20 protein-coding genes and 1 pseudogene are annotated in these 22080 nt (G+C 48.8%); 10 read left to right on the top strand and 11 right to left on the bottom strand.

All coding sequences use genetic code 11. The features are described from left to right. Positions 1 to 64: 64 nt before the first annotated feature. Together A1WG_RS12225 and ghrB are read left to right on the top strand one after the other, a co-directional pair. Complete coding sequence (locus tag A1WG_RS12225) at positions 65 to 724, top strand: OmpA family lipoprotein (protein ID WP_000747625.1); 660 nt, start codon at positions 65 to 67, stop codon at positions 722 to 724. 103 nt (positions 725 to 827) lie between these two features. Continuing rightward, entirely contained in the window at positions 828 to 1802 is a 975-nt protein-coding gene (ghrB, locus tag A1WG_RS12230; protein ID WP_001517319.1) for a glyoxylate/hydroxypyruvate reductase GhrB, read from the top strand. 49 nt (positions 1803 to 1851) lie between these two features. On the opposite strand, the gene A1WG_RS12235 is transcribed toward ghrB, so the two are convergent. Then, a complete protein-coding gene (locus A1WG_RS12235) occupies positions 1852 to 2562 on the bottom strand; it encodes a DUF3053 domain-containing protein (RefSeq protein WP_000190515.1) in 711 nt (236 codons plus the stop codon). Between the two features lie 431 nt (positions 2563 to 2993). On the opposite strand from A1WG_RS12235, the gene A1WG_RS12240 reads away from it, so the two are divergent. Next, positions 2994 to 3284 (top strand): HTH-type transcriptional regulator, encoded by a 291-nt coding sequence (locus tag A1WG_RS12240; protein WP_001517320.1) that lies wholly within the window; start codon positions 2994 to 2996, stop codon positions 3282 to 3284. A 281-nt stretch (positions 3285 to 3565) separates the two neighbouring features. After that, positions 3566 to 3778 carry a transcription antiterminator/RNA stability regulator CspE gene (gene cspA, locus A1WG_RS12245; RefSeq protein ID WP_000014594.1) on the top strand — a complete coding sequence of 71 codons (213 nt, stop codon included), beginning with the start codon at positions 3566 to 3568 and terminating at the stop codon, positions 3776 to 3778. A gap of 95 nt (positions 3779 to 3873) precedes the next feature. Here the strand turns inward: cspA and A1WG_RS24860 are convergent. From A1WG_RS24860 to A1WG_RS12265, 5 genes and pseudogenes are all read right to left on the bottom strand, one after another. Further along, a pseudogene (locus A1WG_RS24860) lies at positions 3874 to 3975 on the bottom strand (IS3 family transposase); the annotation flags it as partial. A 137-nt stretch (positions 3976 to 4112) separates the two neighbouring features. Beyond that, positions 4113 to 4637, bottom strand: a complete 525-nt coding sequence (locus A1WG_RS12250) for a helix-turn-helix domain-containing protein (protein WP_001517321.1) — start codon at positions 4635 to 4637, stop codon at positions 4113 to 4115. A gap of 80 nt (positions 4638 to 4717) precedes the next feature. After that, on the bottom strand, positions 4718 to 6787 hold the full coding sequence (gene glyS, locus A1WG_RS12255) for a glycine--tRNA ligase subunit beta (protein ID WP_001517322.1): 2070 nt from the start codon (positions 6785 to 6787) through the stop codon (positions 4718 to 4720). 9 nt (positions 6788 to 6796) lie between these two features. Next, the gene (gene glyQ / locus A1WG_RS12260) at positions 6797 to 7708 is read right to left on the bottom strand and encodes a glycine--tRNA ligase subunit alpha (RefSeq protein ID WP_001168542.1); all 912 of its coding nucleotides are present in this window, start codon (positions 7706 to 7708) and stop codon (positions 6797 to 6799) included. Positions 7709 to 7803: 95 nt separating this feature from the next. Further along, positions 7804 to 8100: a YsaB family lipoprotein gene (locus tag A1WG_RS12265; RefSeq protein WP_001517323.1), complete on the bottom strand. Its 297-nt coding sequence runs from the start codon at positions 8098 to 8100 to the stop codon at positions 7804 to 7806. Positions 8101 to 8276: 176 nt separating this feature from the next. Between A1WG_RS12265 and A1WG_RS12270 the strand changes: the two genes are divergently transcribed. Then, a complete protein-coding gene (locus A1WG_RS12270) occupies positions 8277 to 9272 on the top strand; it encodes an acyltransferase (protein ID WP_001182628.1) in 996 nt (331 codons plus the stop codon). 36 nt (positions 9273 to 9308) lie between these two features. Here the strand turns inward: A1WG_RS12270 and yiaA are convergent, their stop codons facing one another. The 4 genes from yiaA to xylA all read right to left on the bottom strand — a co-directional run bounded on the left by yiaA (position 9309) and on the right by xylA (position 13148). Continuing rightward, positions 9309 to 9746: an inner membrane protein YiaA gene (gene yiaA, locus A1WG_RS12275; RefSeq protein WP_001517324.1), complete on the bottom strand. Its 438-nt coding sequence runs from the start codon at positions 9744 to 9746 to the stop codon at positions 9309 to 9311. Between the two features lie 45 nt (positions 9747 to 9791). Further along, positions 9792 to 10133: an inner membrane protein YiaB gene (gene yiaB, locus A1WG_RS12280; protein ID WP_001517325.1), complete on the bottom strand. Its 342-nt coding sequence runs from the start codon at positions 10131 to 10133 to the stop codon at positions 9792 to 9794. Positions 10134 to 10300: 167 nt separating this feature from the next. After that, positions 10301 to 11755, bottom strand: a complete 1455-nt coding sequence (gene xylB / locus A1WG_RS12285; RefSeq protein WP_001517326.1) for a xylulokinase — start codon at positions 11753 to 11755, stop codon at positions 10301 to 10303. A 70-nt stretch (positions 11756 to 11825) separates the two neighbouring features. Then, entirely contained in the window at positions 11826 to 13148 is a 1323-nt protein-coding gene (xylA, locus tag A1WG_RS12290; protein WP_001517327.1) for a xylose isomerase, read from the bottom strand. A 366-nt stretch (positions 13149 to 13514) separates the two neighbouring features. On the opposite strand from xylA, the gene xylF reads away from it, so the two are divergent. The 4 genes from xylF to xylR all read left to right on the top strand — a co-directional run bounded on the left by xylF (position 13515) and on the right by xylR (position 18543). Beyond that, positions 13515 to 14507 (top strand): D-xylose ABC transporter substrate-binding protein, encoded by a 993-nt coding sequence (xylF, locus tag A1WG_RS12295; protein WP_000694882.1) that lies wholly within the window; start codon positions 13515 to 13517, stop codon positions 14505 to 14507. Positions 14508 to 14585: 78 nt separating this feature from the next. Continuing rightward, entirely contained in the window at positions 14586 to 16127 is a 1542-nt protein-coding gene (xylG, locus tag A1WG_RS12300; protein WP_000120891.1) for a D-xylose ABC transporter ATP-binding protein, read from the top strand. After that, the gene (xylH, locus tag A1WG_RS12305; RefSeq protein ID WP_000045999.1) at positions 16105 to 17286 is read left to right on the top strand and encodes a xylose ABC transporter permease XylH; all 1182 of its coding nucleotides are present in this window, start codon (positions 16105 to 16107) and stop codon (positions 17284 to 17286) included. Before xylG ends, xylH begins: the two co-directional genes overlap by 23 nt. Before the next feature lie 78 nt (positions 17287 to 17364). Next, on the top strand, positions 17365 to 18543 hold the full coding sequence (gene xylR, locus A1WG_RS12310) for a D-xylose utilization transcriptional activator XylR (RefSeq protein WP_001517328.1): 1179 nt from the start codon (positions 17365 to 17367) through the stop codon (positions 18541 to 18543). A 129-nt stretch (positions 18544 to 18672) separates the two neighbouring features. Here xylR and A1WG_RS12315 read toward each other — a convergent pair whose 3' ends face one another. After that, on the bottom strand, positions 18673 to 19497 hold the full coding sequence (locus tag A1WG_RS12315) for a protein bax (protein WP_001517329.1): 825 nt from the start codon (positions 19495 to 19497) through the stop codon (positions 18673 to 18675). Positions 19498 to 19908: 411 nt separating this feature from the next. On the opposite strand from A1WG_RS12315, the gene malS reads away from it, so the two are divergent. Beyond that, a complete protein-coding gene (malS, locus tag A1WG_RS12320; protein WP_001517330.1) occupies positions 19909 to 21939 on the top strand; it encodes an alpha-amylase in 2031 nt (676 codons plus the stop codon). The last annotated feature ends 141 nt before the right edge of the window (positions 21940 to 22080 follow it).

Genomic DNA, 22080 nt, shown 5'->3' with positions numbered 1-22080 from the left:
ACACGGCATAATCTCCCGCCACGAAACCCGTGACCAAGAATAAAAAGGTTATTAAGGATTAACAATGAAGAAACGTGTTTATCTTATTGCTGCCGTAGTCAGCGGCGCTCTGGCGGTATCTGGTTGTACAACTAACCCTTACACCGGCGAACGCGAAGCAGGTAAATCTGCTATCGGTGCAGGTCTGGGCTCTCTCGTTGGTGCGGGTATTGGCGCTCTCTCTTCTTCGAAGAAAGATCGCGGTAAAGGTGCGCTGATTGGCGCAGCGGCAGGTGCGGCACTGGGCGGCGGTGTTGGTTATTACATGGATGTGCAGGAAGCGAAACTGCGTGACAAAATGCGCGGCACCGGTGTTAGCGTAACCCGCAGCGGAGATAACATTATCCTCAACATGCCGAACAACGTGACCTTTGACAGCAGCAGCGCCACCCTGAAACCAGCAGGTGCTAACACCCTGACCGGCGTTGCAATGGTGCTGAAAGAGTATCCAAAAACGGCGGTTAACGTGATTGGCTACACCGACAGCACTGGTGGTCACGACCTGAATATGCGTCTGTCCCAGCAGCGTGCTGATTCCGTTGCCAGCGCATTGATCACCCAGGGCGTGGACGCCAGCCGTATTCGTACCCAAGGTCTTGGCCCGGCTAACCCAATCGCCAGCAACAGCACCGCAGAAGGCAAAGCCCAAAACCGTCGCGTAGAAATTACGTTAAGCCCGCTGTAATCACTGTCATGCCAGGTGACGAAGAAATCACCTGGCATTCTTCGGTTTTCCTGCTTCATTTTTCAGGCTAAGGTGATCGCCTTATCAGTGAATGGAGAGAAGAATGAAGCCGTCCGTTATCCTCTACAAAGCCTTACCTGATGATTTACTGCAACGCCTGCAAGAGCATTTCATCGTTCACCAGGTGGCAAATCTCAATCCACAGACCATCGAACAAAACGCGGCGATTTTTGCCGAAGCTGAAGGTCTACTGGGTTCAAATGAGAATGTTGATGCCACGTTGCTGGAAAAGATGCCGAAACTGCGTGCCACTTCAACTATCTCTGTCGGCTATGACAATTTCGATGTCGATGCGCTTAATGCCCGGAAAATCCTGCTGATGCATACGCCAACCGTATTAACGGAAACAGTAGCCGATACGCTGATGGCGCTGGTGCTGTGTACCGCGCGTCGGGTTGTGGAAGTCGCGGAGCGCGTAAAAGCGGGCGAATGGACCGCCAATATCGGCCCGGACTGGTACGGCACTGATGTTCACCATAAAACACTGGGGATTGTCGGGATGGGACGGATCGGAATGGCGCTGGCGCAACGTGCGCACTTTGGCTTCAACATGCCAATTCTTTATAACGCTCGTCGCCATCATAAAGAAGCTGAAGAACGCTTTAACGCCCGCTACTGTGATCTGGATACATTGTTACAAGAATCAGATTTCGTTTGCCTGATCCTGCCGCTAACTGAAGAAACTCATCACCTGTTTGGCGCTGAACAATTCGCCAAAATGAAATCTTCCGCCATCTTCATTAATGCAGGGCGTGGGCCGGTAGTTGACGAAAATGCACTGATTGCCGCATTACAGAAAGGGGAAATTCACGCCGCCGGGCTGGATGTCTTCGAACAAGAGCCATTGCCCGTAGATTCACCGTTGCTATCAATGACCAATGTCGTTGCAGTACCGCATATTGGTTCGGCCACTCATGAGACGCGTTATGGCATGGCTGCCTGTGCCGTGGATAATTTGATTAATGCGTTGCTGGGGAAGGTTGAGAAGAACTGTGTGAATCCGCACGTCGCGGGCTAAGCCGCGACTGCGTAGATAAAAGCCCGATAACTTCTCGGGCTTTTACCGTTTATTGGGTTGCAGTTACTGCTGCGGTCCAGGCCTGATTAAACGCCTGATGCTGTGCCGGTAATGGCGCGATCAGTTTGTTATATTCACTTGCCTGCTGGGAAGTCGGGAACTGAATGCCGTTCGATACAAAGCTCACCTGAGTACCTTGCTGAGCAATGTAGTCTCCAACCATCACCAGTTGTTGCGTGAAGGTTTGTGCCGCTGGAATCAGCGGTTGCAAGGCATCGGCCGGAGTAGTCACCACTTTAGTGAATGCCTGATCAAAGACCGGTTTCAGATCGTCAGCTTGTTTTAGCGCAGAGTGCGCGGCATCTGCCTGCAACTTCGCATTTTGCAATTGTTGCGCCAGTACGCCCAGAGAACCGTTCATTTCACGCAGTGGACCACTTTGCGTGACGTAATCCTGCGGTACACGAATCGCGTTAACGCTGTCTACAACCGGACGCAGACCGGAATCCATCGCCTGATTAACCTGTTGGGAATAGCCATACAGGATCGCGTAATCAGAGACAAAAGGACCAAATTGTTTTTTCTGATCGGCAGTCAGGGTTGGTAGACGTTCACCGCTACGCATCACAGTATTCTGCAGGAAGTCGATAAACGCTTTACGCTGATCGCCTTCTTTATCAAAACACCCACTCAGGCTAACTACCATTAATAACGCCGCAAGAGGCGCAAACCAGCGAGAGCAGGACTTTCCTGTCGCCATTTTCTTACTCCTTTCACCCAAAAAAAGCGCACAACGACACACGCGTGTCTGACGCAGACAAGGATAGTCCAGGACAGGCCTACAGGATACCCTTTATGTATAATCTTCCTGGGAAAATGATGGAGAAAATGAAGTAAGGTTAATTTGTTGTTTCATTGTTAAAAATTGATATTGCCATTGTGTTTTTGTTGCCAGGACTTTCCTTCTCGTTGGGAGGCCAGATTTTCGAAATCTTTACAAATCACGGCCAGTACGAGATATATCTGCATATATCAGATCGTTAGGTGACTATAAGTCACGGTGACTGACTGGCTGAATCGAATCACACTCAAAGCATGTCTAACTTCTCCCCGCTATGCCTGTTTTCCCGACTATTCTTAATAAGCTTCGATGAAATTCACGATCCCGCAGTGTGATTTGAGGAGTTTTCAATGGAATATAAAGATCCAATGCATGAGTTGTTGAGTAGCCTGGAACAGATTGTTTTTAAAGATGAAACACAGAAAATTACCCTGACACACAGACCAACACCTTGTACCGAAATTGAGCAATTACGCAAAGGGACAGGGTTAAAAATTGATGATTTCGCCCGGGTTTTGGGCGTATCTGTTGCCATGGTAAAGGAATGGGAATCCAGACGCGTGAAGCCTTCCAGTGCCGAACTAAAACTTATGCGCCTGATTCAAGCCAACCCGGCATTAAGTAAGCAGTTGATGGAATAGGTTTTTATTCCCTTTTTTGATGATGACGGTCCTGCTGACAGGGCCGCTTTCTGAACGATTAATCATAAATTTGAAAAATAAATGTTGCATCACCACCCAATGCGTGGCTTAATGCACTCAACGGTTTGACGTACAGACCATTAAAGCAGTGTAGTAAGGCAAGTCCCTTCAAGAGTTATCGTTGATACCCCTCGTAGTGCACATTTCCTTTAACGCTTCAAAAATCTGTAAAGCACGCCATAACGCCGAAAGGCACAATTAATTATTAAAGGTAATACACTATGTCCGGTAAAATGACTGGTATCGTAAAATGGTTCAACGCTGACAAAGGCTTCGGCTTCATCACTCCTGACGATGGCTCTAAAGATGTGTTCGTACACTTCTCTGCTATCCAGAACGATGGTTACAAATCTCTGGACGAAGGTCAGAAAGTGTCCTTCACCATCGAAAGCGGCGCTAAAGGCCCGGCAGCTGGTAACGTAACCAGCCTGTAATCTCTGCTTAAAAGCACAGAATCTAAGATCCCTGCCAATTGGCGGGGATTTTTTTATTTGTCTTGGACTGACCCCATAAAGTTGGACAGTTCATGTTAAGCGGCTTTCAGGGGCTGGGTTCGGTATTCTACCGGACTCAGGCCTTTTAATTTCAGGCTGATCCGCTCGTTGTTATAATAATGGATATAGTCCTCTATCGCCTTCCTCAGTTCATTCAGTCCGGCATGCCTGTCCACTCGCTTCAGGGCATTCATATTGTGATACCACGTACTGCGGGACATACCCGCTGCACGCAGAAGATCACCGAGCGCATGCTTAAGCCTTAGCTCACTGATTATCCGGGCTTTCTGCCGTTTTTCTCGCTTTGAACTAAGGCCTTCAGCTTTTTTAGATAGGCATTCTCTGCGCGAAGGTAACGGAGTTCCGCCCGCAGTTCTTCGGGAGATAACTTTTCCAGTTCTGCATCGGTAAGTGGAGGTGTTTTTTGAGGTTTTGTCATGTCCTTGCTCCGACCTGGTTTTATGTTCAGAAGTCCTTCTTCACCAGTGTCTTTGTAAACCTTCACCCAGTGCCGGACCACGGATTCATTTGAGATATTAAACCGTGCGGCGGCCTCGCGCATGGTAAGTTCTTCACTCAGAGCCTTCAGAACAACCGTCAGTCGAAACTCAGGAGAGTGGCGGTCATTTTTCCATGTAATACCATCAATACCGTGGAGTTGCCAGGCTCTTACCCAGCGTCGCACAGATATTTCTTCAACACCAAAACGTTCAGCGGTACGACGTGCGCCATCGTGTCCGGCAAGATAATGATTAACGACAGCTAATCTGGTTTCGAGAGAATATTTTGGCTTTGCCATAAAAAACTGCACCTTAATCAGTTGGGTGTCCAACTTTTGGGGTGCAGTCCAATCTGGCAGGCTTTTTACTAAAGGAGTTATTACTGCAACAACGAAATATCCGCAACGCGCAGGAACAATTCGCGCAGTTTTTCCAGCATGGTCAGACGGTTGATACGCAGATCTTTATCATCAACCATAACCATCACTTTATCGAAGAAGGCGTCAACCGGTTCACGCAGTTCAGCCAGTTCGACCAGCGCATCCTGGTAACGACCTTCAGCGAAGTATGGCTCCAGCTTGTCGCGCAGTACAACCACCTGCATCGCCAGCTTAATTTCTTCCGGCTCTTTCAGGGTAGATGCGTTCACACGATCGCTCAGGACTTCGTCAGATTTCGCCAGAATGTTGGATACGCGCTTATTCGCTGCCGCCAGTGCAGCCGCTGCTTCCAGAGTACGGAAGTGCGATACGGCCTTCATACGGGCATCGAAATCTGCCGGACGAGTTGGGCGGCGCGCCAGAACGGCCTGGATGGTGTCGACGGTATAACCTTCGTCCTGATACCAGGCACGGAAACGGCCAAGCATAAAGTCGATAACGTCATCGACCACATTTGCGTTGGTCAGCTTATCGCCGTACAGACGCACCGCTTCTTCGGTTAGCGTTTGCAGATCGAGGTTCAGGTTCTTCTCGACGATAATACGCAACACGCCGAGTGCCGCACGACGCAGCGCAAACGGGTCTTTATCGCCTTTCGGATGCTGACCAATACCGAAGATACCAGCCAGAGTATCCATCTTGTCAGCGATCGCCAGCGCACAGGCCACCGGGTTAGACGGCAGAGAATCACCAGCAAAGCGCGGCTGATACTGCTCGTTCAGCGCGACAGCCACATCTTCCGCTTCGCCATCGTGGCGCGCGTAGTGCATACCCATCACGCCCTGAGTGTCAGTGAACTCGAAGACCATATTGGTCATCAGGTCACACTTGGACAGCAGCCCCGCACGGGTCGCGTGGTTGACGTCAGCACCAATCTGTTCAGCAATCCAGCCAGCCAGCGCCTGAATGCGGTCAGTCTTGTCGCGCAGCGTACCTAATTGTTGCTGGAACAGCACGGTTTGCAGACGCGGCAGGTTATCTTCCAGACGTTTTTTACGGTCGGTATTAAAGAAGAACTCCGCATCCGCCAGACGCGGGCGAACGACTTTTTCATTACCGGAGATAATTTGCTGCGGATCTTTTGATTCGATGTTGGCAACGAAGATAAAGTTCGGCAGCAATTTGCCGTCGTTCGCATACACCGGGAAGTATTTCTGGTCACCTTTCATGGTGTAAACCAGTGCTTCAGACGGCACCGCGAGGAATTTCTCTTCAAATTTCGCAGTCAGAACGACAGGCCATTCCACCAGCGAAGCCACTTCTTCCAGCAGGCTTTCGCTTAAGTCAGCGTTACCGCCAATCTTACGCGCGGCTTCTTCGGCATCGGCTTTAATCTTCGCCTTACGTTCTTCGTAATCAGCGATGACTTTACCGCGCTCACGCAGAATTTCCGGATATTGATCGGCATTATCGATAGTAATTTCCGGCTCGCCCATAAAGCGGTGGCCGCGAATCACGCGATCGGACTGAATACCCAGAATGGTTGCCGGAATGACTTTATCGCCCAGCAGCAAAGTCACAGTATGAACTGGACGCACGAAGTGTACGTCGCTTGCGCCCCAGCGCATCAGTTTCGGAATCGGCAATTTCGCAAGCGAAGTAGCTACCATGTTCGGTATCAGCGCTTCGGTGCTTTCGCCCTTCACGTGAGCGCGATACAGCAACCATTCACCTTTGTCAGTAGTCAGACGCTCAGCCTGGTCAACGGAGATCCCGCAACCACGCGCCCAACCTTCTGCAGCTTTGCTCGGTTTGCCTTCGGCGTCAAATGCCTGGACAATTGCCGGGCCACGTTTTTCGATTTCACGATCAGGCTGTGCTTCCGCAAGGTTAGCCACTTTCAGCGCCAGACGACGCGGAGCAGCAAACCATTCAACAGTACCGTGTGCGAGACCGGCGTTATCCAGCTCCGCAGTAAAGTTCGCAGCAAAGGACTCTGCCAGGCTGCGCAGTGCTTTTGGTGGCAGCTCTTCAGTGCCAATTTCCACCAGAAAAGTTTTCTCAGACATGGCCGCCTCTTACTTGTCTTTGTTGCACATCGGGAAGCCGAGGGCTTCACGGGAAGCATAGTATGCTTCTGCCACTGCTTTGGTCAGGGTGCGAATGCGCAGAATGTAACGCTGACGCTCGGTGACAGAGATGGCTTTACGCGCATCCAGCAGGTTGAAGCTGTGGGCGGCTTTCAGAATACGCTCGTAGGCTGGCAACGGCAGCGGATTTTCCAGCGCCAGCAATTGCTGTGCTTCTTTCTCGTACTGCTCGAAGCAGGTGAACAGGAAGTCCACATCCGCGTATTCGAAGTTGTAGGTGGATTGCTCCACTTCGTTCTGATGGAAGACGTCGCCGTAGGTGGTTTTACCCAGCGGGCCGTCGCACCAGACCAGGTCATAAACGCTATCTACGCCCTGAATATACATCGCCAGACGTTCCAGACCGTAGGTGATCTCACCGGTAACCGGTTTACACTCCAGACCACCAACCTGCTGGAAGTAAGTGAACTGCGTTACTTCCATGCCGTTCAGCCACACTTCCCAACCCAGTCCCCAGGCACCCAGCGTCGGGTTTTCCCAGTTGTCTTCCACGAAACGGATATCGTGGATAGTCGGATCCATGCCCAGCTCTTTCAGAGAACCGAGGTACAGCTCCTGGATATTGTCCGGTGATGGCTTAATCACCACCTGGAACTGATAGTAGTGCTGTAAACGGTTGGGGTTTTCGCCGTAACGACCATCGGTCGGGCGACGAGAAGGCTGAACATAAGCAGCCGCCATCGGTTCTGGCCCCAGCGCGCGCAGACAGGTCATTGGGTGAGAGGTTCCCGCGCCGACTTCCATGTCCAATGGTTGAACAATGGTGCAGCCCTGGCGAGCCCAGTAATCCTGTAAGGTCAGGATCAAGCCCTGGAAGGTCCTGGTATCAAACTTTTGCATATTATTTCGTGCTGGATACGTGTGGATTTAAAGGAAGGGATCAGTATACCCGCTGGATGGAAGATATACAGTACGAAACGGGAAAAAGGCTGCGCTTAACGCATGGAAAGATGCAAAAAATGGCCATCCGCGTCAAAAGAACAGACAAACTGTTCTTTCCTGAAGGTATAACCACGCATTTCATAGCTCCCCTGGAACTGTTCAAACGCGATGACGTCGTTTTTTTGCTCGCCAGTGTTATAACGTTTTGCCACCTGCTCCTTGCACAAGATTTCCATATTCAACGAACGCAGCGGTTCAACCTTTACCCGTTGCGCTTTCTGTTCGGGTGGTGGTGCCGAACATCCCACTAACACAATGAGCGTCATTGCCGGAAAGAAATAGTTCATCATCGTTAAATTACCGTCTGGTTTGCAGGTGAGTCTTATTATTAATATCGGTATAGTGGCTGGATCTTATAAATTTTCTCAAGCATCTCTAAGATGTAGTGATCAAACTCAGATTATTCCATTGCATCAGCCGAATGATTTATCGGTCAGACTTTTTTTAACCAGATACAGAGACACAGATGCAGCCCAAAATTTATTGGATTGATAACCTGCGAGGGATAGCTTGTTTAATGGTGGTGATGATTCATACCACTACCTGGTATGTGACCAATGCCCATAATGTTAGCCCTGTAACCTGGGATATCGCGAATGTTCTAAATTCGGCCTCTCGTGTCAGCGTGCCGCTATTTTTCATGATTTCCGGCTATCTCTTTTTTGGCGAACGTAGCGCCCAACCGCGTCATTTCTTGCGTATCGGCTTGTGTCTGCTGTTTTATAGCGTCGTCGCACTGCTCTACATTGCGCTGTTTACCTCCATCAATGTGGAGTTATCGCTGAAAAAACTGCTGCAAAAACCGGTGTTTTATCACTTATGGTTTTTCTTCGCGATTGCGGTGATTTATCTGGTTTCGCCACTGGTTCAGGTAAAAAACATCAGCGGTAAAATGTTGCTGGTGCTAATGGTGGTGATTGGCATCATCGCCAACCCAAACACAGTGCCCCAGAAGATCGACGGTTTTGAATGGTTACCAATTAACTTATATATCAATGGCGATACTTTTTACTACATCCTGTATGGCATGCTGGGCCGCGCCATTGGGATGATGAACACACAACATAAATCTCTATCGTGGATGAGTGCCGCACTGTTTATAGCGGGAGTATTTATTATCTCTCGTGGGACATTATATGAATTACAGTGGCGCGGAAACTTTGCCGATACCTGGTATCTTTACTGTGGACCGATGGTTTTTATCTGCGCAATCGCGTTACTGACTCTGGTAAAAAATACTCTGGATACGCACACTATTCGCGGGCTTGGGCTGATATCCCGCCATTCTTTAGGTATATACGGATTCCACGCGTTGATTATCCATGCGCTGCGTACCGGTGGTATTGAGCTTAAAAACTGGCCAATACTGGATATTATTTGGATCTTTTGCGCGACGCTGGCAGCAAGTTTGTTACTTTCTGTGCTGGTGCAACGAATCGACAAAAACAGATTAGTGAGTTAAGTAAAAACCCGGTCAGTGTGACCGGGCTTACGTGGGTTATTCGCTATATTCTTCCTGCACAGTCATCGTTTCTTTTGATGCGTTGATTCCGGCATCACGGATATTCTTCTGCACCGCTACCGTACCAAACAAGCTTAAAAAGAAGGCCAATCCATAAAAACCTTTTTCACTAAGTAATAACGTTGCATTCCACAGACCTACCATCAGTAAAGCGACAGAGATGATAAAGACCACCAGGCAGGTCATATAATAAATAGACGTAGTAGGAATGCCTTCATATTTATCCCGAACGGTCTTTTGATAGGAAGCTGCCGAAAACAGCCCTAACACCAACACGGCAAAATAATACCCTTTTTCATTTAACTGCATCTCTGCATTCCATAGCCCTAACAGATAGGTAACGATACCGCCTGCGAGAGCTATCCATGACACAATACCGAATGCTGGAGAATAGGTTGATATTTTGTTTTCCATCACAGATTTCCTTTCATTCCTGAATCATTAAGAGCTTTATGCCGATCATACCGTGCGGAACAAGCGCATTTGACCAAACAAGCAGACGAAAAAGGCGAGCGGATAGATCACCATCTCATACGCGTTAATGGGCGCATTTAAAACACCGATAAACAAAAGACCGATAGTGATTAACGCAACTAACTGGCAGACACGAATAAAGAATTCATCCAGTTGCCCAAGTTTTTCTGCGCGCAGATAGGCATAGTTGCCAAAAGTCCCCGTCATTAACACGCCAAGAAAATAGCCTTTGCCGCTTAACAATGGGCATGAGATCCATAGTCCTATCAGATAAACCAGCGCCCCGATAACAAATAATAGTTTTGCCACAGTCTTTGAGGTTTTCATAACGATCTCCATATCTACCTGCGATACATTACGAGTAACCAACAAAAGACAAAACTGAAAAACACCATTAACAAATGATTTTCAGAATAAATTCATATAAAAAATTAATAAATTATAAATATACATAGTTGTGAATTATCCCCCGTCACATAAGACAGGGGAAAATATTATGTCATCATCGGCAGAAGTTGCTGATAGAGACGACGGAAAGTTTCTCGTCGTGGCTGATAAGCAGCATAATGTTGTGCATCCGGCTGATGCGACTGTTCCAACGGCAGTTGTGGTAACAGTTCAGCGAGTGATTTATCTGGATTCATCGCAATCTGAGCCAGCCTCGCTGCGCCCAATGCAGGCCCCACATCGCCGCCTGTGCGGTAATCTAGTTGCTGACCACTGATATCCGCCAGCATCTGGCGCCAGTACTCGCTACGTGCGCCACCACCAATCAATGTAATACTTTGCGGTTGAATGCCGCAGGCATGTACGACATCCATACCATCGGCTAACGCATACCCCACGCCTTCCAGTACGGCACGCGCCAGTTCCGCGGGGCCGTGCTGATGGGTCAGACCGAAGAAAACGCCCTTTGCCTGTGGGTTATTGTGCGGCGTACGCTCGCCGGAAAGATAAGGTAAAAACCAGACAGGATCGACACTCTCATTAGCCTGCTGCGCTGCAGTAATTAAAGCGGGAACATCACCCATGCCGGTTAATTTCACCGCCCAGTCCAGACACGATGCCGCACTCAACATTACAGACATTAAATGCCAACGCTCCGGTAAAGCATGACAAAAGCTGTGTACGGCACTTTCCGGCTTGCTTAAGAACCCTTCGCTTACTGCAAAATAAACCCCCGAAGTTCCCAACGACAGCATTGCCTGGTTGGCATCCACCATACCCACACCAATCGCACCTGCCGCATTATCACCGCCGCCCGCGACAACTGGCACCGCCGCCATTCCCCACGCTTTTGCAACCTCGGGTAGCAAAGTGCCAGTAATATCGCTGCCTTCGTATAATGCTGGCATCTGATCACGAGATAGCTGGCAAGCCTCCAGCATGACATCACTCCAATCTCGCTTTGCGACATCCAACCACATGGTGCCAGCCGCATCAGACATATCACTAACAAACTCCCCCGTCATACGCAGACGCAAATAATCTTTCGGTAATAATACTTTGTCGATTTGATGGAATATCTCCGGCTCATGCCGCTGAACCCACAGCAATTTAGGCGCAGTAAATCCGGGCATCATAAGGTTGCCGGTAATCGTCCGCGATTGCGGAACTCGCGATTCCAGCAAAACGCACTCCTCTGCACAGCGCCCGTCGTTCCACAAAATGGCAGGACGTAGCACCCGCTGTTGAGCATCAAGTAAAGTTGCACCGTGCATTTGCCCGGCAATACCCAATGCTTTAACGTCTCGCAGAGAATGCTGCTCACCCAGGGTTCTCATCGCGCGATCAGTCACCTGCCACCACTGTTCCGGATCTTGCTCCGACCAGAGTGGATGCGGACGCGAAACGGTCAGTTTTTCCGTTTGCGAAGCGACCACCTCACCTTGCTCGTTGAGCAAAATAACTTTTACGCCCGATGTGCCAAGATCTATCCCGATATACATAGCGATCGTTCCTTAAAAAAATGCCCGGTATCGCTACCGATAACCGGGCTTGAGACTGCGCAATTAGCCGTTATCTGTCGAACAGATAATGATTTACCAGGTTTTCCAACTGCTCCTGGCGTCCACTCTGATGCACCGGAGCCAGATTATGTTCCTGAGCATATTTTGCTAAATCCACCAGTGACATTTGGCCTTTCAGGATTTGCTGACCCAGTTCGCTATTCCAACCGGAATAACGTTGCGCTACGCGTTTATCCAATTCGCCGTCTTCAATCATGCGTGCTGCAATTTTCAATGCCAACGCCATCGTATCCATCGCCCCAATATGACCGTAGAACAGATCATACTTATCAGTACTCTGACGACGTACTTTGGCATCAAAGTTCAGACCGCCGGTCGTGAAACCGCCTGCTTTAAGGATTTCATACATTACCAGCGCGTTCTCTTCCACACTGTTCGGGAACTGGTCAGTATCCCAGCCAAGCTGCGCGTCGCCGCGGTTAGCATCGACTGAGCCGAACAGACCAAGCGCAATGGCGGTGGCAATTTCATGGTGGAAAGAGTGACCCGCCAGCGTCGCGTGGTTAGCTTCAATATTCAGTTTAATTTCTTTTTCGAGACCAAACTGTTTCAGGAAGCCATAGACCGTCGCGGCATCGTAGTCATATTGATGTTTAGTCGGCTCTTGCGGTTTCGGTTCGATAAGTAATGTGCCCTGGAAGCCTATTTTATGTTTATGTTCAACAACCATCTGCATAAAGCGACCAAGCTGTTCACGTTCCTGACGCAGGTCAGTATTCAGTAAAGTTTCATAACCTTCACGACCGCCCCACAATACATAGTTTTCACCGCCCAACTTATGCGTCGCTTCCATCGCGGTAACGACCTGAGTTGCCGCCCAGCTAAAGACTTCGGGATCTGGATTCGTCGCCGCGCCCGCGCCATAGCGAGGATGAGTAAAGCAGTTAGCGGTTCCCCACAACAGTTTCACACCGCTCTCTTCTTGTTTGCCAGCCAGCACATCAACCATTTGCGCAAAGTTATTGATGTACTCTTTTAACGACGCGCCTTCCGGAGAAACATCCACGTCATGGAAGCAATAAAATGGCACATGTAATTTGTGGAAGAACTCGAATGCGACATCAGCTTTACGCTTCGCCAGTGCCAATGCCTCGCCAGGTTGCTGCCACGGACGGTTAAACGCGCCTACACCAAACATATCCGCTCCATTCCAGCAGAATGTATGCCAGTAGCAGGCGGCAAAACGCAAGTGGTCTTCCATACGCTTGCCCAGCACCAGTTCGTCGGGGTTGTAATGACGGAATGCTAACGGGTTAGAGGATTTTGGACCTTCGTAACGAACGCGATCGAGCTGGTCAAAATAGGCTTGCATAATGAACTCCATAATCAGGTAATGCCGCGTGTGATGGTTGATGTCGTAATATTGGGCACTCCCTTTCAGTTGCTCAATTATGTTATTTCACACTGCTATTGAGATAATTCACAAGTGTGCGCTAGCTCGCAAAATAATATGGAATTATGAAACTGGGTAATTCCTCGAAGAGAAAAATGCAACAAGTACAATTAAGCAACAAAAGTAAGATCTCTGTCATAAATCAAGAAATAAACCAAAAATCGTAATCGAAAGATAAAAATCTGTAATTGTTTTCCCCTGTTTAGTTGCTAAAAATTGATTACGTTTATCGCGGTGATTGTTACTTATTAAAGCTGTCCTCTAACAAAAGAAGGCCTCTACACCATGAAAATAAAGAATATTTTACTCACCCTTTGCACCTCACTCCTGCTTACAAACGTCGCGGCGCACGCCAAAGAAGTCAAAATAGGAATGGCAATTGATGATCTCCGTCTTGAGCGCTGGCAAAAAGATCGTGATATCTTTGTGAAAAAAGCGGAATCTCTCGGTGCGAAAGTATTCGTGCAATCTGCAAATGGCAATGAAGAAACCCAAATGTCGCAGATTGAAAACATGATTAACCGGGGCGTCGATGTTCTCGTCATTATTCCATATAACGGTCAGGTATTAAGTAACGTTGTAAAAGAAGCCAAACAAGAAGGTATTAAAGTATTAGCTTACGATCGCATGATTAACGACGCGGATATCGATTTTTATATTTCTTTCGATAACGAAAAAGTCGGTGAACTGCAAGCAAAAGCCCTGGTCGATATCGTCCCGCAAGGAAATTATTTCCTGATGGGCGGCTCCCCGGTCGATAACAACGCCAAACTGTTCCGCGCCGGGCAAATGAAAGTATTAAAACCTTATGTTGATTCAGGAAAAATTAAAGTCGTTGGCGACCAATGGGTTGATGGCTGGTTACCAGAAAATGCGCTAAAAATTATGGAAAACGCGCTGACAGCTAACAATAACAAAATTGATGCAGTTGTCGCTTCAAACGATGCTACCGCCGGTGGGGCAATTCAGGCATTAAGCGCGCAAGGTTTATCAGGGAAAGTGGCTATTTCCGGCCAGGATGCGGATCTCGCGGGAGTTAAACGTATTGCAGCGGGAACGCAAACCATGACGGTGTATAAACCTATTACTTTGTTGGCAAATACCGCGGCAGAAATTGCCGTTGAGTTGGGCAATGGCCAGGAACCGAAAGCAGATACTACGTTAAATAATGGCTTGAAAGATGTTCCATCCCGCCTGCTGACACCTATCGATGTGAATAAAAACAACATCAAGGATACGGTAATTAAAGACGGATTCCACAAAGAGAGCGAGCTTTAAGCGTTACCTCCCCGGCGCTGGCCGGGGGTGTGATTTCTCTCCATGCCGCGTGAATTGATTGGCTTAGGTGGAGTCGTTATGTCTTATCTACTTGAAATGAAGAACATTACCAAAACCTTTGGCACGGTGAAGGCAATTGATAACGTCAGTTTGCGGTTGAGCGTTGGCGAAATCGTCTCACTCTGTGGTGAGAACGGTTCGGGTAAATCAACATTAATGAAAGTGCTGTGCGGAATTTATCCTTTTGGTAGTTATGAAGGTGAAATTATTTTTGCAGGTGAAGTAATCCAGGCGAGCCATATTCGCGATACCGAACAAAAAGGTATCGCCATCATTCACCAGGAATTAGCGCTGGTGAAAGAATTGACCGTGCTGGAAAATATCTTTCTGGGCAATGAAATAACCCATAATGGTATTATGGATTATGACCTGATGACGCTACGCTGCCAGAAGCTATTAGCACAAGTCAGTTTATCCATTTCACCAGATACCCGCGTTGGCGACTTAGGGCTTGGGCAACAACAACTGGTTGAAATTGCCAAGGCGCTAAATAAACAGGTACGTTTGTTAATTCTCGATGAACCGACAGCCTCATTAACCGAGCTGGAAACTACGGTTTTACTGGATATTATTCGCGATCTGCAACAACACGGCATAGCCTGCATCTATATCTCGCACAAACTCAACGAAGTCAAAGCAATTTCCGACACGATTTGCGTTATTCGCGATGGTCAGCATATAGGAACCCGCGATGCAACCGGAATGAGCGAAGACGATATTATCACTATGATGGTAGGGCGAGAATTAACAGCACTTTACCCTAACGAACCACATACCACTGGTGATGAAATATTACGCATTGAGCACTTGACGGCATGGCATCCGGTTAATCGTCATATTAAACGGGTTAACGATGTTTCTTTTTCTCTGAAACGCGGTGAAATACTGGGTATTGCAGGGTTAGTCGGCGCCGGGCGCACCGAGACCATCCAATGTCTGTTTGGCGTCTGGCCCGGACAGTGGGAAGGGAAAATATTTATCGATGGTGAACAGGTAGATATTCGTAATTGCCAACAAGCCATCGCTCAGGGTATTGCGATGGTGCCGGAAGACAGAAAGCGCGATGGCATCGTTCCGGTAATGGCAGTTGGCAAAAATATTACCCTCGCCGCACTCAACAAATTTACCAGTGGTATTAGCCAACTTGATGATGCTGCAGAACAAAAATGCATTCTGGAATCAATCCAGCAACTCAAAGTGAAAACGTCGTCACCGGAACTTGCTATTGGACGTTTGAGCGGCGGCAATCAACAAAAAGCGATCCTCGCACGCTGTCTGTTACTCAACCCGCGTATTCTCATTCTTGATGAACCCACCAGGGGTATCGATATTGGCGCGAAATACGAGATCTACAAATTAATTAACCAACTCGTCCAGCAAGGCATCGCCGTTATTGTCATCTCTTCTGAATTACCTGAAGTGCTTGGTCTTAGCGATCGTGTACTGGTGATGCATGAAGGAAAACTAAAAGCCAACCTGATAAATCATAACCTGACTCAGGAGCAGGTGATGGAAGCCGCATTGAGGAGCGAACATCATGTCGAAAAGCAATCCGTCTGAAGTGAAATTAGCCGTACCGACATCCGGTGGCTTCTCTGTGCTGAAATCACTGAATTTACAAGTCTTCGTGATGATTGCTGCAATCATCGCCATCATGCTGTTCTTTACCTGGACTACTGACGGTGCCTATTTAAGCGCCCGTAACGTATCCAACTTGCTCCGTCAGACCGCGATTACTGGCATCCTCGCAGTAGGGATGGTGTTCGTCATTATTTCCGCTGAAATCGACCTCTCGGTCGGTTCCATGATGGGGTTGCTAGGTGGCGTCGCCGCTATCTGTGACGTCTGGTTAGGCTGGCCGCTGCCACTCACCATCATTGTTACGTTAGTACTGGGGCTGCTTCTCGGTGCCTGGAATGGTTGGTGGGTAGCTTATCGCAAAGTACCTTCTTTTATTGTCACCCTGGCGGGCATGTTGGCATTTCGCGGCATCCTTATTGGCATCACCAATGGTACGACCGTTTCACCCACCAGCGCCGCGATGTCACAAATTGGGCAAAGCTATCTACCAGCCAGCACCGGTTTCATCATCGGCGCGCTTGGCTTAATGGCTTTTGTCGGCTGGCAGTGGCGCGGAAGAATGCGCCGTCAGGCTTTGGGTTTGCAGTCCCCGGCATCTACAGCAGTAGTCGGTCGCCAGGCATTAACCGCCATTATCGTTTTAGGTGCAATCTGGCTGCTGAATGATTACCGTGGCGTTCCTACACCTGTTCTGCTGCTGACGTTGCTGTTGCTCGGAGGAATGTTTATGGCAACACGAACAGCTTTTGGGAGACGCATTTACGCTATCGGTGGCAATCTGGAAGCCGCGCGACTCTCTGGAATTAACGTTGAACGCACCAAACTTGCCGTATTTGCTATCAACGGTTTGATGGTGGCCATCGCCGGGTTAATTCTTAGTTCGCGGCTTGGCGCTGGTTCACCTTCTGCGGGTAATATCGCTGAGCTGGACGCGATTGCAGCCTGCGTGATTGGCGGTACTAGTCTGGCAGGTGGTGTGGGGAGTGTTGCCGGAGCAGTAATGGGGGCATTCATCATGGCTTCACTGGATAACGGTATGAGTATGATGGATGTACCAACCTTCTGGCAGTATATCGTCAAAGGTGCGATTCTGTTGCTGGCAGTATGGATGGACTCCGCAACCAAACGCCGTTCCTGATTTTGATAAAAATTTTCTCAAAGCCGGTAACTTATTGCCGGTTTTGAGTTTTTTGCATGATTCAGCAGGAAAAGAACCATGTTTACTAAACGTCACCGCATCACATTACTGTTCAATGCTAATAAAGCCTATGATCGTCAGGTAGTAGAAGGCGTAGGGGAATATTTACAGGCGTCACAATCGGAATGGGATATTTTCATTGAAGAAGATTTCCGCGCCCGCATTGACAAAATCAAGGACTGGTTAGGAGATGGCGTCATAGCCGACTTCGATGATACACAAATCGAGCAGGCGCTGGCTGATGTCGACGTCCCTATTGTCGGAGTTGGTGGTTCGTATCACCTGGCAGAAAGTTACCCGCCCGTACATTACATTGCCACCGATAACTATGCGCTGGTTGAAAGCGCATTTTTGCATTTAAAAGAGAAAGGCGTTAACCGCTTTGCTTTTTACGGTTTGCCGGAATCTAGCGGCAAACGTTGGGCAGCCGAACGCGAATATGCGTTTCGCCAACTTGTTGCTGAGGAAAAGTACCGCGGAGTCGTTTATCAGGGGCTGGAAACCGCGCCAGAGAACTGGCAGCACGCGCAAAACCGACTGGCCGACTGGCTACAAACGCTACCACCGCAAACAGGGATTATTGCCGTCACTGACGCCAGAGCGCGGCATATTCTGCAAGTATGCGAGCATTTGCATATTCCCGTACCGGAAAAATTATGCGTGATTGGCATCGATAACGAAGAACTGACCCGTTATCTTTCGCGTGTCGCCCTCTCTTCTGTCGCCCAGGGCGCGCGGCAAATGGGCTATCAGGCGGCAAAACTTCTGCATCGGTTATTAGATAAAGAAAAGATGCCGTTGCAGCGGATTCTGGTTCCGCCTGTACGCGTTATTGAACGGCGTTCTACGGATTACCGTTCGCTGACCGACCCCGCTGTTATTCAGGCCATGCATTACATCCGCAATCACGCCTGCAAAGGCATAAAAGTGGATCAGGTACTCGATGCAGTTGGCATATCGCGCTCCAATCTTGAGAAGCGTTTTAAAGAAGAGGTGGGTGAAACCATTCACGCCATGATTCATGCCGAGAAGCTGGAGAAAGCACGCAGCCTGCTGATTTCTACTACCTTGTCGATCAACGAGATATCGCAAATGTGCGGTTATCCATCGCTGCAATATTTCTACTCTGTATTTAAAAAAGCGTATGACACGACGCCTAAAGAGTATCGCGATGTAAATAGCGAGGTAATGCTGTAGCGAGAGTGAAAAAGCGGTCAGGCATCATGAGAAGCGTTAACGTCGCATCAGGCAATGTTGCACAGCCACCTGACGCAGAGCAAAAGCCTTATCCGACCAACAAGTCGGATAAGGCTGAAAGGAATGCAATTACATATGTGCGGCGATTAACCGCTGGTTATCCTGGTACATCGCGAACAGGTAGTTGTTATAACTCTGCCCTTTCGTTGAATAACCTTTCAGCTTATGAATCATCGCTGTAGCGGTAACTTCCTGATCCGCTTTACGCAATTGCGCGCGCGATTTACGGAACGAAGCGTAAGCCGGGTGCGTATTCAGGTTAGTGACATAGGCGCTCACCGATTCTTTGACAGAACTAAATTGTGAGTATCCCTTCACTTTACCCGGTGCATTGGTGCAACGCCCTTTCATGCATTTCATGCCGAACAGGTTGTTGTTGCTACGTGCCAGTTTTGACGTACCCCAACCGCTTTCTGCCGCAGCCATCGTCGCCACCATGCTGGTAGGAATAATATCTACACGTTCAAGCAGCGTATTCCACGGGATTTTTCGCGTATTACCAGACCACTTCACCTTGTAGCGTTTGGCGATATCTTGCAAACGCGCACGCTCTGCAGGTGACCATTGTCCCTGGTATTGTTTTGAAATCAGCCAGTTACGTTCCGCCGTAATGGCAGCATTTTGGCTGGTAATATAGGGCATCACGGTCCGGAGAAACGCTTTTTTTCTTGGTGTTCCGGAAGGGTATTTTCGCAAATCAGGAAGTGAACTGCTCTTTGCACTATTGCGAGAATACTCTTGTTTACTGCTTACCTGTTTATTACTAGCTTTAGTTAAATGGGACTTCTGACTCGCTGTTGTTGTATGCGTCTTCGCTAACACCTCACTCGAAAACACCAGAGTGAGTAACATAAGAATCATCGCCCCATATCGTCGTATGGGAGTCAAAATCATCAGGTCTCCTGATCGGATTTAATCATTCAAACACCTTATACTCGTCATAGTTCAAGTTGCATGTACTGCGCAAACGCTGTTCAAAACACCATCGGTGTTTTGTCCTGCAACTCGAATTATTTAGAGCAATATTTTTCCCAAATTTGAGAGTTGAATCTCAAATCATATCAAAAATAGCGGCCAAGAGCACCCCAAGGAATAGTCCAAATCTGAAACTATGTCACGCGGTAATGGTTCAGATTGGTGCTAAATCGCAGAAAATGTGGGGGTTATCGCAAAAAATAAGCTTAAATCTCAGGTGAAATACTCCCCCTTTCGTCTCATCCTGGCGCAATCCTCATCAGGGAGGAGTTTTACCAGTATTATCACTGGCAAACTGGTGAAATTCGCAGCAACAAGGACTCATCCGTTATGAAACTTGCCGTCTGTTTTCTGACACTCATTCCCGGCTTTGCCGTTGCCGCTGGCTGGACTTCTCAGGGATTTCCCACCTTTACTGAAGAGAGCACAGGAACATTTGTCAGCCACGCACCGCTGACCAAAGGTACGCGTTCGTTGACGCTGAATTTTAATCAACAATGCTGGCAGCCTGCGAATGCAATAAAACTCAATCAGATGCTTTCTCTGCAACCTTGTAACAACACACCGCCACAATGGCGATTGTTCAGAGATGGTGAATATAAGCTGCAAATAGACACCCGCTCCGGCACGCCAACATTGATGATTTCGATCCAAAACACTGCCGAACCAATAGCAAACCAGATCCGTGAATGCCCAAAATGGGATGGACAGCCATTGACGCTTAATGTCAGCGCCACCTTCCCGGAAGGTACGGTAATCCGTGATTATTACAGCCAACAAATCGCGACGGTGAAGAACGGTCAAATAACGTTACAACCTGCCGCCACCAGTAATGGCTTGCTGCTGCTGGAACGGGCAGAAACCGACACGTCCGCCCCCTTCAACTGGCATAACGCCACGGTTTACTTTGTGCTGACAGACCGTTTCGAAAACGGTGATCCCAGCAACGACCAGAGCTATGGTCGTCATAAAGATGGCATGGAGGAAATTGGTACTTTTCACGGCGGAGATTTACGTGGCCTGACCAACAGACTGGATTATCTCCAGCAACTGGGCGTCAATGCCCTGTGGATCAGCGCCCCCTTTGAGCAAATTCATGGCTGGGTTGGCGGCGGTACAAAAGGCGATTTCCCACATTATGCCTACCACGGTTACTACACCCAGGACTGGACGAATCTTGATGCCAATATGGGCAACGAAGCCGATCTGCAAGCATTGGTTGATGGCGCGCACCAGCGAGGTATCCGTATTCTCTTTGATGTGGTGATGAACCATACCGGCTATGCCACGCTGGCGGATATGCAGGAGTATCAGTTTGGCGCATTGTATCTTTCCGGCGACGAGTTACAAAAAACGCTGGGCAACCGCTGGAGCGACTGGAAACCCGCAGCCGGGCAAACCTGGCATAGCTTCAACGATTACATTAATTTCAGCGACAAAGCCGGCTGGGATAAATGGTGGGGAAAAAACTGGATCAGAACGGATATCGGTGATTACGACAATCCAGGATTCGACGATCTCACCATGTCGTTGGCCTTTTTGCCGGATATCAAAACAGAATCTACCACTGCTTCTGGTCTGCCGGTGTTCTATAAAAACAAACCGGATACTCACGCAAAATCTGTCGACGGCTTTACCCCTCGCGATTATTTAACCCACTGGTTAAGCCAATGGGTTCACGACTACGGTATTGATGGTTTTCGGGTCGATACCGCCAAACATGTTGAGTTGCCAGCCTGGCAGCAACTGAAAACCCAGGCCAGCGCCGCCCTGAAAGAGTGGAAGAGCGCTAACCCTGGAAAAGCGTTAGATGACAATCCTTTCTGGATGACTGGCGAAGCCTGGGGTCACGGCGTGATGAAAAGTGACTACTATCACCACGGCTTCGACGCGATGATCAATTTCGATTATCAGGAGCAGGCAGCGAAAGCGGTCGGTTGCCTGGCGCAGATGGATACGACCTGGCAGCAAATGGCAGAGAAACTACAGGATTTCAACGTGCTGAGCTACCTCTCCTCACACGATACCCGCTTGTTCCGCGAAGGGGGCGATAAAGCCGCAGAGTTATTGTTACTGGCGCCAGGTGCGGTACAAATCTTTTATGGCGATGAGTCCTCGCGTCCATTCGGTGCCACTGGTTCTGATCCGCTGCAAGGCACACGTTCGGATATGAACTGGCAGGATGTTAGCGGTAAATCTGCCGCCAGCGTTGCGCACTGGCAACGCATCGGCCAGTTCCGCGCACGGCATCCAGCCATTGGTGCGGGTAAACACACCGCATTGTCACTGAAACAAGGTTATGGATTCGTCCGTGAATACGGCGACGATAAAGTGATAGTCGTCTGGGCGGGGCAACCGTAACTTTTCCGGCTTCCCGCTTGCAGTATGCCGGGAAGCCACCTTTTAGTATAAAATGCCAGCATAAATAAAAAACTCAGCATAACACGCCAACCTCTTGCAGAAGCCCGATTTGCACCCTGGCAAATGTAGCGTTATTGTTAC

The sequence above is a fragment of the Escherichia sp. KTE96 genome, from assembly GCF_000408525.1.
GTDB lineage: Bacteria > Pseudomonadota > Gammaproteobacteria > Enterobacterales > Enterobacteriaceae > Escherichia > Escherichia marmotae.
Note: the sequence above shows the minus strand (reverse complement) of the source record. Positions and strands in the feature narration are given on the sequence as shown.